The following is a 16,218-nucleotide window of genomic DNA, read 5'->3' on the forward strand; positions in this document are numbered from 1 at the left end:
AAATTTCATCAAAATCACCAAAGAAAAATAAGATAATTATTAGATTACCGCTTGATTTAGTTTGATAGCGAAATTGTGAAGGGTGCGTGGCTTTTGTTTACGCGGTTTTATTATTATATATACAATATAAATAGAATTGTGGGAGCAATATTTGTTTTTAGCTAAGAAGAATATTCAATAGCTTATTTGACGAAAAAAGAAATTTTAAAATACTTGTAATGATTATTTATCATTACATTCTAAAGAGAAGGAAAATTCCATGTCTTCATTTAATTCAAGAAATAGCATGCCTCCCCTTCCTAATATTGGTATTAAATGGGGTTGGTTCTTAGCGCTTGGTATTGCGCTTTTAGTAATTGGTTTTATTGCTGGCATTTATACGTTGGCGGCGTCTGTTGTTGCAGCCTTTTATATTGGTGCTTTAATGATATTTGGCGGCGTTGCCCAAATTTTCCAATCATTTAGTGTTAAAGGCTGGGGTCAATTTTTATTATGGATGATCGCTGGTATCATCTATGTTCTAGCCGGATTCGTTTGTTTTTATAATCCACTCGAAGCTGTGGTTATTCTAACCTTTGTACTTGGTTTCTTCCTTATTTTGTCAGGCGCCTTGCGTATTGCAATTGGCTTCCAAAATAATGGCATCACTGGATCTGGTTGGATTATTGCTGCTGGGATACTTTCTGCACTCTTAGGACTTTTGATTCTTATTGGCTGGCCTGCAAATTCATTTTATATTATTGGTATTTTCATTGCCATTGATCTTATTTTCCAAGGTTGGGGCTGTATTGCATTTGCGCTTGGTTTAAAAGCTATTCAGCAATAAAAGCTTTTTTAAAAGATAGGTTTAAAGCAGAGCTTGAAGCAGGATTTTAAATCCATTCAGCTCTGCTTTTTTATTTTAATCATCTTCACATTATAGCCAAACTGCATTACCTTAGAACTACAATAAATATAGGTAAATGCAATAAATATGGGGAAGGCTTTTATGAAAATTACGATTGAACTTGATGATGTGAGTGTAAATGGCTTAAGAACATTTAATGATAAGGAATATAAGGGTTGCTCAATCGAAATGGCAGCAAGCCAACTCCTAACGAAAACTTTAAAAGAACTGGGCTATGTTACTGATATTGCTCAAACAGGAACATTGCCGGAGAATTTGAATTCATCGAATGACGATTGATCATAAAAACCTAAAAAGCACTGAACAGCAAAATTTGGAAAATGCTGGCCAAAGCCATAAAGATATCGGGCAACTGCCAATCAAGCAGGTAAAAAGACGCTTTTTTTTACTGCTTACATTGGCATTGGTTCTTATCGCCGTTTTGGTGTGGTTAACGCTTGCTGTGTTAGAGGCTAATAATATTGAACCATTCGGTGAATTAGCAATATTGCTAAATTCACCATTAGTTGCTTGATACTTAATTTTATTTTTTATTTTGTAGGCGCAACTAAGTTTATTAAAATCTTCTGCCAGCTATCATAATGCTCGACTGGCAATCCTTTAAAAGGTGAACAGCGGTTTAAAGCGGCTTTCGCAGTTGTTGCCATAATTTTTTGTTGTTTTTCATCGCCGCCAATTGGCGTTATTTTCAGTTCGCCGATAATGGCACCATCGCGATCAAGCTCCATTTCTACTTGAACTTTTAAACGCTCAAGACCATCACTGCCAAAGCCTACTGGTAAGCTCCATACATTGGACATGCAGCCTTGAATAACTGATCCAACGGTTTGAGCAAGACTGGCTTTGTTATTGCTACTAATTTGCTCACCAAAGCCTTGTTTCTTCCCATCTGGCGTTGTGTTTGGGGGTTCTGGATAAATTGGACGCTTTGAAATATTGTCTTTTAAAGGCAAAGAGTCTGCAACTAGATATGACGGGGTTGATGCTAATTTTTCAGCATATACAGCAGGTTGAAAAATTATGAGCGTAAAAAGCACATAGGGAAAATGTTTCTTAAAAACCAAAATTTCAACCTCCAATCTTTATCATATTTTCTTCAAACATCACAAAACAAATGGTACTTGAATTTTTTTGTTTTAGAAAGCCATCAAATTTGTCGCTGTGGAAGCCCCAAATTCATTATTATAGATTTCCAATCTTGATAAGATTCAGGAGGCAGACCTTTAAAGGGCGAGCAACGCATTAAAGCTGACGTTGCTGTTGTTTCCATGGTGCGCTTCATTGCAGGATCACCACCCGTTACAACTAATATTGGCGTTCCAATAATATCCCCATTGGGACTTAGTTCAAATCGAGCTTCTACTTTTACCTGCGAACCATAGGCATCAAAACCTGTTGGAAGTGACCACTGTGCTTGAACACAGCCTTGGATGATAGAACCAAGTGTCTGTGCGAGCGCTTTTTGATCACCAATATTTTGCGAGCCACCAAAGCTAGCCTCATCCTCACTGCGTTTAGCACCGCCACCTTGGGTTCGCGTTCTGTCAATCATTGCAGTTTGTGGGTTATTATTGATAATATCTGCAACATCTTCACCAGCGGCGGAGCTCGCTGAAGGCTTTGGTGTCTCCGTTGGCGCACGTTCGGTGGTTTTGGCTGTTGCTTGCGGGCGTGCACCAGGGATCGGTGCATTTGTGGTTGGCAATTGCGGTACCGGTTCGACTTGCGTTGTTTCTTGTGGTTTTACAGCTTCTACTGGCTTTGAAACTGTTGGTTGTGGCTCAACAGGCTTTGGCTCCATAGGTTTTGGTTGAAGATCCTCTTGCGTTGCGGCTTGTGTTGGAATCTCTTGTGGCTCTGGTTTTGGCTGTTCTGGCTTTACAGGCTCTGGTTTTGGTTCAACCGGCTTAGGTTCTATAGGCTTTGGCTCTACTGGCTTTACGGGCTCTGGCTTGACGATATTTGGCTTGTTTTTGTTTTCAACTATTTGTGGTGTTGGTGGCTCAGCCTTTGGCGTTACCTGTGTTGCATCCATTGCACCACTATCTGGTTTAGCTTCAATTGGTTTATCCTGCGGTGATACAATATCAGGTTTAGCATCAGGCTTACCTGCGGTTGGCTGGTTTGCATTGACATCGCGCGGTTTTTCTTTGGGTTTTAACGGTGTAGCAACATCAACCTCGCCATCACCAGTGTTTTTTGCTTCTGGCTTAACTGGAGGCTTTTTTGTTGGTTTAGGGGCTGGGCTGTCTGCTAACGCCGAATTTTTGTCGCCTTCGCGTATTGAAGCTTTATCGCTAATTGGCACCAACGTAATCGGCAATGCTTCCGTCAATGTATTTTCAAGCGGCTTTGGTACCGCATTAAAACTAATAAATGCGATAGCAAGTGCGAGTGCGTGTAACCCAACCGATGATAAAAAACCTGACTTCATATTTTTCTACTTATGACTTTTGGCTACAATTAGTAATTCTTGGTTAAAACCAGCTTGGTCATTATCGACCACTATTTGAAGGTGAGCTAGCAAGGGCAATATTGCTAAAGCCAGCTTTTTGAATAAGATCAATGAGATCAAGTACGGTTTCATAATTGGCATTGCGTTCACCTTGTACAACAATTCGCTGTCCAAGTCCTTCAGAACTAACCCCACCAATAGCTTTAAGACGCTGAGTAATCTGATCACGCGGATAAAATTCTTTTTTTATCGCATAACGCCCATCGGCGGTAACTGACACCGTTATGGGTTCCTTTTGCGCCGAAATAGGTCCAGCTCCCGATTTTGGCAAATCCATAGGTACGCCATTAATTAAAAGCGGTGCAGAAACCATAAAAATAATTAGAAGAACCAGCATGACATCCACCATCGGCGTTACGTTAATCTCACTCATTAAAGCACGTTTACCGCCTCTACGCCGTCCGCGCCGTCCATGGCCGCTTCCTGATCCACCAACCGACATCGCCATGATTAAAACATGCCTCCGTCATTGTTACGTCGATCAAAGGAGCCGCGATCTTGGCTCGCACGATCAAAAGAATCACGGTTAGGCGATAGTGGATCGGCTGCAAGACGCTCACTATTGCTGCGTTCTTCTACGGGATTGGAACGCGGAGCTGCTGCTTGCTGTTGGGTAAATTGATTGCTTTGCTGTGCAGGACGTTGTGGGTTAGACCTTTCGTCAATCTGCCGTGAAAGAATGCCAGAAAACTCATCAGCAAAACCTTCAAGTTGTCCACCAATGCGCGCAGCATCAGCACTTAATTTATTGTAGGCGATAACGGCTGGAATAGCGGCAAGCAAACCAATAGCGGTTGCAAGCAGCGCTTCAGCAATACCGGGCGCCACAATAGCAAGGCTGGTATTTTGTGATTGAGCAATGGCCTGAAACGACGTCATAATACCAATAACAGTACCAAAAAGACCAATAAAGGGCGAAGCAGAACCAATGGTTGCCAAAAGCCCAAGACGAGATTCCAAACGGTCTGTTTCACGTGCAAGAGCCACATCCATTGCTTTATCGATACGCATTTGTAAACCAAAAGGTGATCGAGCGCCTTTTTCAAAAGATTTTTTCCATTCCCGCATGGCAGCCATAAAGACTGTTCCCATGCCGCTCACACGACGCTCATCAAGGTTGCGATAAAGATCTTCCAAAGATTGGCCAGACCAAAACACTTGTTCAAAGCGTTTTATGGCGCGGCGCGCATTGGCAAAAGCAATCATTTTATCAAAAATAACTGCCCAACTCCAAATTGAAGCGATAATTAAGCCGAGCATAACCAGCTTAACAATCCAATTGGCCTGCATGAAAAGGCCTAAAAGTGTAACATCCGCAACAGGAGCTATCGCGTCCATGATTATTTTTCCTTAAAATATACACCCTTATTTATAAGGGCTTCCTTCGTTTTTGCTCATACTTCTGATATGCTATCTTGCTTGTTAATATCGTCAAAACATAAACAAATGTCGTTCAACTTTTGCCGATTATCATCTGCATCACATAAGCTATAGGCGTATCAATTTTGCTAAATCATAGATTGATGTATAAGCTTGAAAGATTTACGCATATTTAATTGCAAGCAATCTTTTTTGATCTTTTGTTTTTCGCTTTAAATTTTGGTGAAACAAAGGCTAAAACCTGCCATCAATTAGGTATTTTAGCGATTTTATTAAGCCAGCTTTGCCATTTGATGAGGGATTTTCTAAATACCAATATTGTATTTACCTAACACCTTTATTGCGCGATAAATATTATAATTCTGAGCGCTTATGTTGCGAGGCAAGTTCACTTTCAACTGCGTGATGAATATTTTGTTGCCTTGTGCTACCTAAAATTTTGCTTAAAAACACGTTCTTTTTAAACATAAATTCTTGATGTTATAGTGATCTGTTCCATATAAATATTTAGTCAAAGTGTAAAACTCAATATAAATATTAGTATTTTGGTGGATAATGCTGCTTTGATTTGTATTTTAATTATTTTTAATTTAATGATCATTGATACATACATAGGGGTGTATATCTTGTAAACTATCCATATGAGTAACGCCCAAAAATAAAGAGCAAAAACTTAAATTTTAAGCAGATAGAAATCGACTAAAAATCGAGGAAAAATACAGATGATAAACCTCAGAAACGCCAAGCGTATCGCAATTATTGGCAGCACAATTGAAGCTTGGTTTGCAGCCCTTACCTTTCGGCGGATATCAAGCACAGAGGTAGAGGTTATTGTTTATGATGACGAACAAAAAATCAGTCAGGGCTTAGGCGCAGGTAGCCTTCCTGTTTTAAGTGCGGCTTTACAAGCAAATCAAATCAATATTGATGAATTTGCTTTTGCCAGTGATTTGACCATTAAACTTGGTTCATCGTTTGAAAATTGGCGCCATAGCGGTGACAATGATGTTTTTTTTCATCTGTTTCATGGATTTAATCAAGGCGTAGAAGAGCTTGATGTTATTGCTAATCGCACCTATCCATTTTTGGCAGGCCGCATTGCAAAAAATATCGATTTAGTGGGGTTTTATCCCGGCTTTTCCATGTTCACTCAAAATATTCCACAAGTCCAAGCCAATCTAATTTTAGGCGCGCGCAAAAGCGGTTTAATACCTTCCTATCATTTTGATGTGCAAAAATGCGTTAACTACTTAAAAAATATTGCTATTGGTCGCGGTGTTAAACATCAGATTATGAAAGTACATAAACTTGTCTTGGATGATGAGGGCAATACAACCGCTCTTAATACTGATCTTGGCGATATCAATGTCGATTTTGTTGTAGATGCAGCAGATACAAAGCGTTTAAGTCTTGGTGAAGCTTATAAAAGCAAATGGCATTCACTTAAAGAGCAGTTCCCTATTAATCGTGTTTTACAATTTAATGTCGAACCAGCCATGGTGAATCCACGACTTTACACTCGCGCCATTGCCATGAAATGTGGTTGGTTACAATTAGTACCATTAAAAAACCATATCAGTGCTAGCTACTTCCTTACTTCAAAATATACTAGTGATGAAGCGGCATTAAAAGAAGCAGCTGATTTACTTGAACAAAAAATTACTTTTGCAAATCCTGTCGATCTTGATCAGGGTTATTTTGAAAGCAATTGGCATAAAAATACCCTCGCCGTGGGACCAGCGGTTGGTTTCATTGAGCCTTTAGTATCAGCAAGCCTTGCGCAGTTTTTCTCGCTTATTTATAAGGTTGAGCAAGCGGTGATTGAAGGGCACGGCATTATAGGCGAAACGACCATTGCTGCCATTAACAAGGATCACGCAAAAACCTTTAACGAAATTGCCGACTTTACACGATTGCATTACGAAACGCAGCGCAAGGATAGTTCTTTCTGGCGTGACGTTAAAAAACTTCCGCGTTCCAAGACCTATCAGGAATTGCGCAAGGTATTTGCTGAGCGCTTTCCACGGGCAGCAGATTTGGAAAATTATAGTGGCTTTGGTTGGCCGCCGTTATTTGTGCCATTAGACTGGATCACTGTTGCAAGTGCTATGGGGATTGTTACACCTCAAACGGCGCTCAGTGAATTAGACGTTATGCCCGCGGAAATCTTTGAACAGGTCAATCGATATCTACAAGGTTAATGCCGTTTTTTCAATACAACGCAATTACATCGCGCATATGCGCACTGACTTAGTGTTAAGGGTCAATCATGATTAATCTTAGAAATGCCAAACGTATTGTTGTTATCGGCGGTGGAATCGCAGGTTGGTTTTCAGCGCTGACTTTTCGCCGCATCGCGGCTCCCGAAGTCGAAATACTATTATTAGAAGATGGTGCAGATGACGGTAAAAATGCTATTAAGGGCGGTTTTTCAAATCTGGTTTTAGGACTTCAGAAAAATAGCATTAATATTGAAGAATTTATAAATGCGACCAAGGCTACCGTAAAATTTGGTTCCTCCTTCGAGGGTTGGCGTAATGGTAGCGCTAATGATATCTATTTTCATTTATTCCATAATCTTAACGGTGGCAGTGAAGAATTAGAAGGAACAACCAATCGGACCTATCCACTGCTTGCTGGTCGTATGGCCGCTGGCCTTGATATGTTTAGCTATTTTGCTGGATTCCAGTTGATTAAGAATAATGCAACCCAAGCTCAAGCTCATATTGCGCTCGCTTCTAATAAAACGGGTTTAGGGCCATCTTTCCATTTTGATGGAAAGAAAGCGGCAGAATTTTTGAAAACCATTGCCAAGACAAGGAATATTACGCACAAACACTTGAAAGTTGAAAAACTTATTCTGGATAAGGATGGGAAAACAACTGCTCTGCAAACACCCGAAGGTAATTTGGATGTTGACTTTGTAATCGATGCTTCAGGTTTGCGCCGTATTGGTATTGGTGAAACCTATAAGCAAAAATGGCGATCCTTCAGCAAAGAGCTAATTTTGGATCGTATCCTGCCTTTTACCATTAAGCAGCCTAATGCTAATCCTACACTTTATACACGCTCCATTGCTATGCAAGCTGGTTGGATGTGGCAAATTCCACTCGCCGATAAAATCGGTTCGGGCTACGCCTTCTCTAGCAAACATAGTGATGAAAATTCCGCACTTAAAGAAGTGGAAGCCTATCTTGGCCATTCGATTGAACCGCAAACAGTGATACAATTTGATCCAGGTCATTTTGAAAATGTTTGGTGCAAAAACGTTTTAGCGGTTGGCTTGTCATCAGGATTTATTGAGCCCTTGGAAGCGACCTCTATCGGCCATATGCTGCGCGTACTTGATAGATTTGAGAATATTGTATTTGATGGCCATGGGATTATTGGTGAAAATACCATTGAAACCTTTAATCAAGACAATAAAATAGGCTGGAGCGAAATGAAAGATTTCCTTCGCTTACATTACGATACTAACCGCGAAGATACGTTATTTTGGCAGGATGCAAAAAATGCACAGCGTTCAACAGAATATCAAGATCTTTGTGAAGTCTTGAAAACACGCTTACCACGATTTGTAGATTTTGAAGGATATGGCGATTTTGCTTGGCAGCCAATGTTTAATACTACCAGCTGGATTATGGTTGGAGCTGCACTTGGGGTAATCCCGCAAAAAGCTGCCTATGATGAACTTGCAACCTTGCCAAAACCCATTTTTGATGAAGTTCAGCAATATCTCATGCGGCAGAAGCAATTGCTCTCACAATAAAACGATAAAACTCTATTTAATGATAAGGCTGTGATGGGGAATTTAACCCATCACAGCCTTAGTTTTTATCAATGCTGTTTTTGAGTTTTTCTTATTGGAAAGCATTATGATAGAAGAAATATTGGCTCGAATAGCTTGATTTTTTTAATTATAAATGCCTAAAATTTAATCCCACTGCATCAAACATTGGATATTAAAGCATTTTAATGGTGCCTCAGGCTTAAGAGCCAATAATTGTAAAAGCAATGTGATCTGATCGGTAATGGTAATCAAACTTTAAATGATATTTGCAGCAAAGGTCTTTAAGGTCTTGTTCTGCCAATGGATCATCACTCAAAATTGTTAGCCTATCACCCGATGCCATATCTTTTAACCGCCGTGCAGTTTTTAAGACAGGCAACGGGCATTTAAGACCACGCAGATCATAGATTATCGGCGTAAGAAACCCAGCCATTGTTTTTTCTTATTTTCTTGCATAGGCACTAAGGCAGCTGTTTGCTGATCTGGAGTGCTGAGCAAAGCACTACTTTGTTGCATTTGTTCAGTTGCTGGCTTTACAGCGGGCATACTTGCATTCGTTGAGGATGTCGTATTTTTTGACGCTGAATTTGTTGATGCTGGTGCAATATCTGGTGCACCACTACGCTCAGCAGATGCAGAACTCAAAGATGGCGGAGTACGACTTACCTTTTCACCCCTTGCGCGCCGTGCGCTCCACTCAGCAACAAGACGTGCTTCCTCAAGACCGGCAATAGAAGGTGAAATTGGCTTTTTTGACTTTTTATTCAATGCCTCTGAAAAAGCCGAATTATATTCAGCTTGATAGGCAGCATAGGCAACCGGCAAACTTTGTGTGGGGGCTGGACATGCACCAGCTGGCGACAAAGGCTGTCCGCTTGTATTTATACGATTAAAGACATAACGCTTTTCACACACATCAACCTGCGGTGGCTTTTTGGTTGCTTCAAAAATGTCATACCCTTCTTTCAACATGCGCCAGAAGGGATAATTAGCATCATTGCGATAACGCGCCATATTCGCGGCGGTCATGCGAAATGGAAATGCCTGAACCTGAAATTCACGCTGACCACCTTTAAACGAATCACGACCAAAAGCATAAATTTCGGCAATGCTTTCATCGGTCATTGAATAGCAACCAGATGAGGAACAAGCGCCATGCACCATCAAATGACGGCCTGTACGACCATTGACTGTGTCATAGGCATTAGGAAAACCAATATTAAAGGCAAGATAATAATTAGAGTTCGGGTTCATTTGCGTTGGGCGAACTGTGTAAAAGCCTTCAGGCGCTTGACGGTCACCTTCAATAAATTTAGGACCCAACTTACCTGACCATTGGCAAATTTCATAAGTTGCGACAAGGCCATATTGACCATTGGTTTTCTGTTTCCAAACTTCCAAAGCGCTTTCTTCTTTAAAAACGCGAATGATAATGGGTGATGTTTTAGGCATGCTCATAGCTGCCATTTTTTTCTGGATTTTGGCTGGCAATTCGCGCTCTGCACGACCTGACATAGCAAGACTACCGCCGCTGCTACCACCACCTTGTTGACAGCCGACAAGTGCCATGCTTGAAACCATAAGCGCCGCAAAAATAGCAGTTTTTATTTTCATGGATAACTCCTGCATCCGTCAAAGCGTATCATATACGCTGCAATTAGGTGAAAGCTTTATAACTCACCTTGGTTAAACAAAATCCAATATTCAATAGCTTTTTAAACTATCATTTTTTAAACGCCATTTTGATAAAGCCTTTGGTATTTTACCAAGAATAGCTATAAGCATATTATTGCGGTTTTGTTTATTTTAGCCAAATTACGCTTTATTTTCTAGCATAATAGTAAGTTAAGATAAATGCTTGGTTAATAATTAACCGCAATAGTTTTTAAAACAACTATAAATTCTTCACTTGTGCACAGACCGTTCTCGCTGCATTTTTATTTTCTGACGATGTTACAACATAATCCTTGCCACAGGTAACAGTCCGCGCTGGAATATACTCGTTTTGAAAAATGTCATAGGCTGGTTTTAATTGTTGCCAAAAGGACATTTCATCATGGCCATCAAATTGCGTTAAATTTTCATCATTCATTTTAAACGGAAAAATATGCATTGGTATGGATTTAGCTCCGCCGTTAAATGCTTCACGTACCAAAGCGTAAATTTCTTCAATCCTATCGTCACCCATTGCTAGGCAGCCAACCGATAAGCAGTTGCCATGCACCATAATAAGGCTACCAGTATATTTATTATTGCGATCGCGCAAATTTGGGTAACCAACATTAAAAGCTAGATGATAATTAGACTGTGGGTGGAGCTGTTCTTTGGTTAAATTATAAAAGCCTTCGGGTACTTGATAATCACCCTCTTGGCGTTTTTGGCCAAGTTTTCCCGATTGTTTACAAATCGTATAAAAAGCAAGAGGCTTATAGGTACCTTCAGCACTTTGCTTCCAAACTTCTAAGGTATTTTCCTGTTTGAAAACCCGAATATAGATTGGACTATCAATTTTCAAGCCAAGGCTCGCCATGCGCGCGGACAAATAGTCAGGTAAAGGCTTACTTTCCTTGGCTATTGGACTTGCATTTACTGCTTGATAAGCAAATACTATATTAAATGGGATTAAAAGAATGGCAACAGCAATTATTGATGCCAAATTATGGCACAAATGAATTGCGGCAAGTTTATAGCGCCAATCAATCATTGCATTTTCCTTTCTTTTAATGGCTTTATGATGATCAAGTTACAAGATGTGTTATATTGCTTTGATTAAAGACCAATTTGAGATGAAACGGCGTTTTTATAATGGCAAGTTACAATTTTTTGGATTGGTGGTAAATAATTGGTTAATTTTTGCCAGGCCAATTGATAGTAAAATTGCAGTTTTTTTGGGGGATCTTATGAGCAAGCAAAATCAAAGCGTGTTGAGACTGGTATTTCCTCAGTGGCAGGGTGGTAATTATTCAGCCTATCAGATGGGAAGTGCTTTGCTAAATTTTTTAGCGCCGCAGCCAAGTTTTGCGGTGGAGCAAGTTAATGTCATTAGTGATAATGAACAATCGCCATTGCTGGTTGAAAATGGAATTATCGGGCGCGAAGTTTTATTAAAACAAGCCGATGAAGCGCGCCAAAAAATAGACAAGCATCAACCGAAAAAAATAGTCATTCTTGGTGGAGATTGTTTGGTTGATCTGGTTCCTTTTGCTTATTTAAACGAAATTTATAATGGTGATCTTGCGGTACTTTGGCTTGATGCCCACCCTGATGTTATGACGCCAGAGGTTTTTCACAATGCCCATGCTATGGTTCTTGGCAATCTTTTGGGTAAGGGTGATGAAGATTTTGTCAAACGTGTCAAGCAACCATTAAAGCCAGAAAATGTCATGTTTGCAGGTCTTGGTAAAACCTTGCCATTTGAAACGGATTTTATCCATCTGCATAATTTAAAAATTGCTAGCGCCAGTGCTTTAAAAGCATCAAGTGACAGCGTGATTGATTGGCTAGGCTCAATTAACGCTAAATATTTGGCCGTGCATTTTAATCTTGATGTTTTGGATGTCAAAAAGTTCCATTCAATTTATTTTGGCAATCCAGATGCTGCGAGCGGTGATTTTGATGACATTACGCAAGGTGAAATGTATTTGCCAGATATAGTACGATTGTTGCGTGATGTTTCTGCACATGTAGATATTGTTGGACTTGGTATTACTGAATATTTGCCATGGGATGCTATCGCCCTTAAAGATGTTTTGGCAAAACTACCAATTTTGCGTGATGGCGGCTAGCGGGGTAATCTTTCAAAAAAAACGATATTAAAAATAATTTTGAACGATGTTCACTTTTTTCTTGCTTAACAAAATAACCCAAGCTATAGTGAGCTAAGTTCATTTTAAGACGGGAGTTTAACATGACGAGCGTAAGCGACAAAGAAGGCTTAGGTGCCGCAGGTGGCGAACAGGGTAGCTCGCAAAAGGGCACGGCTGAAACAACACTACAAGTAGAAAGTGTTGAGGCGGTCATGGTGCAGGGCCAAGCGGAAGGCAATCAAAATGGCGATACCCACAAGGTTGCTCGTCAATCCTTTAGTCAAATAGAAGGTGAATTTTCCGATAATCCACCAATTGCCAATTTGTTAACATCCCGCCGGTTTGGGCCTTTATTTGGGGCGCAATTCTTCTCAGCCTTTAATGATAATTTTTTAAAAGTTAGCCTAGGCTTGTTCATTACTGTAACGCTTGCCAGTGAATCAAGTGAGTCGCTCAACACGTTAGGGACAGCTATCTTCATGCTGCCTTTTTTATTATTTTCAGCAACGGGCGGCGAATTAGCTGATCGCTTTGATAAAGCACGTCTTGCACGGTTTTATAAATTAATCGAAATATTTGTTGCCGCTGGCGCAGCATTGGGACTCATCTTAGGCTCAGTACCCATTTTAATGGTTGCTTTATTTATGTTTGGTGTTGGGTCTGCTTTATTTGGTCCGATTAAATATGCAGTTTTACCAGAGCAAATTGCCCGTACCGATTTACCCAAAGCAAATGGTTGGGTGGAAGCTGCAACCTTTATTGCAATCCTTGCAGGCTCCGTACTTGCCGATTTTAGTTCTTCTGGTGGTCACGGTTCATCCTATCTCACTGCAACTTTGATGATTGTTTTCGCGCTATTAGGTTGGATATGCTGCTGTTTTATGCCTTACCATGGCGCTGCTAAAGCAGATCTAAAAATAGATAAGAACTTTGTGCGCACTACAGGTCGCCTGCTGCGCGAACTTAGCCGTGAACGTAAATTATTCACCGTATCTTTGATGATTTCTTGGTTCTGGTTGATTGGTGCTGTTTTAGTACCCATGACCCTAGTTTTTGGTAAGCAGCTTGGTCAATTTGCCCATAGCAGCTCCTTCTTTCTTGCGGTTTTTGCCATATCCATTGCTATTGGCTCAGCTATGGCTGTTTGGGCGTCAGCTGGTCGTATTGTTCTTTTGCAATCGGTGTTTGGCAGTATTGTCTGTGCCTTTGCTCTTCTTGATGCTAGTTTTACCGTTAACGGCATGGGAACCGATCAAAAAATCCTCACTTATAGTGAATTTTTTATGGTTCCTGGTACAATCCGTTTGGCCTTTGATCTTGCTTTTACCGCTATCGGTGGCGCATTCCTTGTCGTGCCGGGTTTTGCGGCTCTTCAAGCATGGAGCGCACCACAAAGTCGTGCCCGTGTTATTGCGGCTAACAATGTGCTGAACTCTGGCATCATGGTTATTGGTGCGCTGATCATTGCTTTTGTGCAAAGCGGCAAGGTATTTTCAGTGCAATTATTTACCGGTGCATCCGAGCATAGCGTATTGATAGGCTTATCAATTGCCTCATTCATCGCGTCATTTTTTATGTTGCGTTTTTTGCCAACAAATCCATTTCGCGACTTTATCACTATTTTATTCCGTGCTTTTTTCCGTCTTGAAGTTAAAGGACTTGAAAACCTCAAAAATGCTGGTGAGACACCTATTCTTGCCCTTAATCACGTATCATTTTTAGATGGCTTATTGGCGCTTGCTATTACCGATAATACTATGCGTGCGCCAGCTTTCGCTATTAATTCAGTTATCGCACGCCGTTGGTGGATCCGCCCATTCTTAAAATATATGAACGCATTTCCAATGGATCCAACTCGCCCCTTGGCAGCCCGTAGCCTCATTCGTGCAGTTAAAAATGGCTCCCCACTGGTTATTTTCCCTGAAGGCCGGATTACTGTTACTGGTAGTTTGATGAAGGTTTATGATGGCGCGGCAATGGTTGCAGACCGCACCAATGCTAAGGTTGTACCGATTAAAATTGATGGATTGGAACGCACTTTCTTCTCACGCCTTTCTGGCATTGCTGTACGCCGCCAATTTTTCCCTAAAGTGCGCGTAACAATTACAGCACCGGTTGAATTGGAACTTGATCCTAAGCTAAAATCTCGCGCTCGCCGTCATGCTGCCGGCAATGAATTATACCGCATCATGTCCGATCTTGTTTTTGCAACCTCAGGCCATGATGGCACCGTGTTGGATGCTTTGGTAAAAGCTGGTAAAGATTATGGTATGGGCCATGATGCGATTGAAGATCCAATGCGTGGTTTGATGAGTTATGGCCGCATGCTTACCGCTATCCGCGCCCTTGCCAAGCCCCTTGCCAAGCATTTGGCAAAAGACAGCAATGTTGGTTTAATGATGCCAAACTCCAATGCTGCGGCAATTGCTTTCTTTGCCTTGCAATCTGCCGGTAAAGTGCCTGCTATGATGAATTTTTCAGCCGGTCTTTCAACTTTAACCTATGCAACAACAGCCGCTGAAATTAAAACAATCATCACATCGCGGGTATTCCTTCGCCAAGCACGCTTAGAGGAACTTGCTGAAAGCTTAAAAGCCGTCAATATCCGCTTTGTGTTTTTGGAAGATATGGCGAAAGAAATCAATTATTTGGCAAAAATAACCGCTATGGTGATGAAAACACGTCCTTTGGTTAAAAACCGCCAGCATCATGACCCTGCAGCTATCCTTTATACATCGGGTTCAGAGGGTACACCAAAAGGTGTGGTATTATCTCATGGCAATATGTTATCGAATGTTGCACAAGCCGCAGCACGGGTCGATTTTAACAGTGCTGATCGTCTTTTCAATGTTTTGCCAATGTTCCATTCTTTTGGTTTGACTGCGGGTACTGTTTTGCCATTAACATCGGGGGTTCCTGTTTACTTTTACCCATCACCCTTGCATTATCGCATCATTCCAGAAGCGATTTATTCATCAAATGCAACAATTATCTTTGGTACCGATACATTCTTGAATGGTTATGGTCGCAATGCCCATCCTTATGATTTTCGCTCAATCCGTTATTGTTTTGCAGGTGCAGAGCCAGTAAAATCGACAACCCGCGAAATGATGATGAATAAATTTGGCATTCGCGTGCTTGAAGGTTATGGCGTAACTGAAACGTCACCTGTTTTAGCACTTAACACCCCTATGTATAATAAGCCAGGAACGGTTGGTAAATTATTGCCTGCAATCACTCCGCGCCTTGAAGCGGTTGAAGGTGTTGATAATGGCGGCCGCTTATTTGTTTACGGCCCAAATGTCATGGCTGGCTATTTACGGGTTGAAAAGCCCGGCATTATTGAGCCACCTGTTGATGGTTGGCATGATACAGGCGATATCGTCAATATTGATGATGAAGGTTTTGTTACCATTCTTGGCCGCGCGAAACGCTTTGCAAAGGTAGGCGGTGAAATGGTTTCCCTATCGGCGGTTGAAGCAATGGCTTCGCGTGCTTTCCCTGGCGTTATGTTGGGTGTTGTGACCTTAAGCGATCCTAAAAAAGGCGAGCGTATCGTGCTCGTTAGTGAAGAAGAACAAGTCACGCGCCCTGATTTATTAAAGCTTGCACGTGCGGAAGGCATCCCTGAACTCTTTGTGCCATCGCGGATCATCTATGCAAAGTTACCCTTGCTTGGCACTGGTAAAATCGACTATCCAGCCTTGAAAAAAATGGTCGAACAAGCGTAAACTAAACCGTTTTATTCATTAAATTTAAAAATAAAATGGCCGGAACCTTAAAGGTACCGGCCATTTTTAATTACCTTAAATCTATTAGT

General features: G+C 41.0%; 13 protein-coding genes and 1 pseudogene. 7 read left to right on the top strand and 7 right to left on the bottom strand.

What is annotated here, in order from left to right; all coding sequences use genetic code 11:
- Positions 1–259: 259 nt before the first annotated feature.
- The 3 genes from N5852_RS11940 (at position 260) to N5852_RS11950 (ending at position 1,421) form a co-directional block, all read left to right on the top strand.
- The gene (locus tag N5852_RS11940) at positions 260–826 is read left to right on the top strand and encodes an HdeD family acid-resistance protein (protein ID WP_262097999.1); all 567 of its coding nucleotides are present in this window, start codon (positions 260–262) and stop codon (positions 824–826) included.
- Between the two features lie 162 nt (positions 827–988).
- Complete coding sequence (locus tag N5852_RS11945) at positions 989–1,186, top strand: hypothetical protein (protein WP_262098000.1); 198 nt, start codon at positions 989–991, stop codon at positions 1,184–1,186.
- Entirely contained in the window at positions 1,176–1,421 is a 246-nt protein-coding gene (locus N5852_RS11950; protein WP_262098001.1) for a hypothetical protein, read from the top strand. The genes N5852_RS11945 and N5852_RS11950 overlap by 11 nt, the downstream gene beginning before the upstream one ends.
- Positions 1,422–1,437: 16 nt before the next feature.
- Here the strand turns inward: N5852_RS11950 and N5852_RS11955 are convergent, their stop codons facing one another.
- The 4 genes and pseudogenes from N5852_RS11955 to tolQ all read right to left on the bottom strand — a co-directional run.
- Positions 1,438–1,971, bottom strand: a complete 534-nt coding sequence (locus N5852_RS11955) for a cell envelope integrity protein TolA (protein WP_262098002.1) — start codon at positions 1,969–1,971, stop codon at positions 1,438–1,440.
- Positions 1,972–2,054: 83 nt separating this feature from the next.
- Entirely contained in the window at positions 2,055–3,341 is a 1,287-nt protein-coding gene (locus tag N5852_RS11960) for a cell envelope integrity protein TolA (protein ID WP_262098003.1), read from the bottom strand.
- A gap of 61 nt (positions 3,342–3,402) precedes the next feature.
- Complete coding sequence (locus tag N5852_RS11965) at positions 3,403–3,870, bottom strand: ExbD/TolR family protein (protein WP_262098004.1); 468 nt, start codon at positions 3,868–3,870, stop codon at positions 3,403–3,405.
- Between the two features lie 194 nt (positions 3,871–4,064).
- Positions 4,065–4,760, bottom strand: a pseudogene (gene tolQ / locus N5852_RS11970) (protein TolQ); the annotation flags it as partial.
- Positions 4,761–5,524: 764 nt separating this feature from the next.
- On the opposite strand from tolQ, the gene N5852_RS11975 reads away from it, so the two are divergent.
- Positions 5,525–7,003, top strand: a complete 1,479-nt coding sequence (locus N5852_RS11975; RefSeq protein WP_262098005.1) for a tryptophan 7-halogenase — start codon at positions 5,525–5,527, stop codon at positions 7,001–7,003.
- A gap of 68 nt (positions 7,004–7,071) precedes the next feature.
- Positions 7,072–8,571: a tryptophan 7-halogenase gene (locus tag N5852_RS11980; protein WP_262098006.1), complete on the top strand. Its 1,500-nt coding sequence runs from the start codon at positions 7,072–7,074 to the stop codon at positions 8,569–8,571.
- 220 nt (positions 8,572–8,791) lie between these two features.
- On the opposite strand, the gene N5852_RS11985 is transcribed toward N5852_RS11980, so the two are convergent.
- The 3 genes from N5852_RS11985 to N5852_RS11995 form a co-directional block, all read right to left on the bottom strand.
- A complete protein-coding gene (locus N5852_RS11985) occupies positions 8,792–9,025 on the bottom strand; it encodes a sulfurtransferase TusA family protein (RefSeq protein ID WP_262098007.1) in 234 nt (77 codons plus the stop codon).
- Entirely contained in the window at positions 9,001–10,206 is a 1,206-nt protein-coding gene (locus N5852_RS11990) for a L,D-transpeptidase family protein (protein ID WP_262098008.1), read from the bottom strand. The genes N5852_RS11985 and N5852_RS11990 overlap by 25 nt, the downstream gene beginning before the upstream one ends.
- Positions 10,207–10,486: 280 nt before the next feature.
- On the bottom strand, positions 10,487–11,296 hold the full coding sequence (locus N5852_RS11995; RefSeq protein ID WP_262098009.1) for a L,D-transpeptidase family protein: 810 nt from the start codon (positions 11,294–11,296) through the stop codon (positions 10,487–10,489).
- 196 nt (positions 11,297–11,492) lie between these two features.
- On the opposite strand from N5852_RS11995, the gene N5852_RS12000 reads away from it, so the two are divergent.
- Positions 11,493–12,377, top strand: coding sequence for an arginase family protein (locus N5852_RS12000; RefSeq protein WP_262098010.1), 885 nt, complete (start codon positions 11,493–11,495; stop codon positions 12,375–12,377).
- Between the two features lie 122 nt (positions 12,378–12,499).
- Positions 12,500–16,129: an acyl-[ACP]--phospholipid O-acyltransferase gene (locus tag N5852_RS12005; protein ID WP_262098011.1), complete on the top strand. Its 3,630-nt coding sequence runs from the start codon at positions 12,500–12,502 to the stop codon at positions 16,127–16,129.
- Positions 16,130–16,218 lie beyond the last annotated feature (89 nt).

The organism is Bartonella sp. HY328 (assembly GCF_025449335.1).
In the GTDB taxonomy this organism is placed as follows: domain Bacteria; phylum Pseudomonadota; class Alphaproteobacteria; order Rhizobiales; family Rhizobiaceae; genus HY038.

What these genes read in the sequence shown, in the direction of transcription:
- N5852_RS11940 (WP_262097999.1), top strand. Translation starts at nt 260, where the DNA reads ATGTCTTCATTTAATTCAAGAAATAGCATGCCTCCCCTTCCTAATATT.
- N5852_RS11945 (WP_262098000.1), top strand. Translation starts at nt 989, where the DNA reads ATGAAAATTACGATTGAACTTGATGATGTGAGTGTAAATGGCTTAAGA.
- N5852_RS11950 (WP_262098001.1), top strand. Translation starts at nt 1,176, where the DNA reads ATGACGATTGATCATAAAAACCTAAAAAGCACTGAACAGCAAAATTTG.
- N5852_RS11960 (WP_262098003.1), bottom strand. Translation starts at nt 3,341, where the DNA reads ATGAAGTCAGGTTTTTTATCATCGGTTGGGTTACACGCACTCGCACTT.
- N5852_RS11965 (WP_262098004.1), bottom strand. Translation starts at nt 3,870, where the DNA reads ATGGCGATGTCGGTTGGTGGATCAGGAAGCGGCCATGGACGGCGCGGA.
- N5852_RS11975 (WP_262098005.1), top strand. Translation starts at nt 5,525, where the DNA reads ATGATAAACCTCAGAAACGCCAAGCGTATCGCAATTATTGGCAGCACA.
- N5852_RS11980 (WP_262098006.1), top strand. Translation starts at nt 7,072, where the DNA reads ATGATTAATCTTAGAAATGCCAAACGTATTGTTGTTATCGGCGGTGGA.
- N5852_RS11985 (WP_262098007.1), bottom strand. Translation starts at nt 9,025, where the DNA reads ATGGCTGGGTTTCTTACGCCGATAATCTATGATCTGCGTGGTCTTAAA.
- N5852_RS11990 (WP_262098008.1), bottom strand. Translation starts at nt 10,206, where the DNA reads ATGAAAATAAAAACTGCTATTTTTGCGGCGCTTATGGTTTCAAGCATG.
- N5852_RS11995 (WP_262098009.1), bottom strand. Translation starts at nt 11,296, where the DNA reads ATGATTGATTGGCGCTATAAACTTGCCGCAATTCATTTGTGCCATAAT.
- N5852_RS12000 (WP_262098010.1), top strand. Translation starts at nt 11,493, where the DNA reads ATGAGCAAGCAAAATCAAAGCGTGTTGAGACTGGTATTTCCTCAGTGG.
- N5852_RS12005 (WP_262098011.1), top strand. Translation starts at nt 12,500, where the DNA reads ATGACGAGCGTAAGCGACAAAGAAGGCTTAGGTGCCGCAGGTGGCGAA.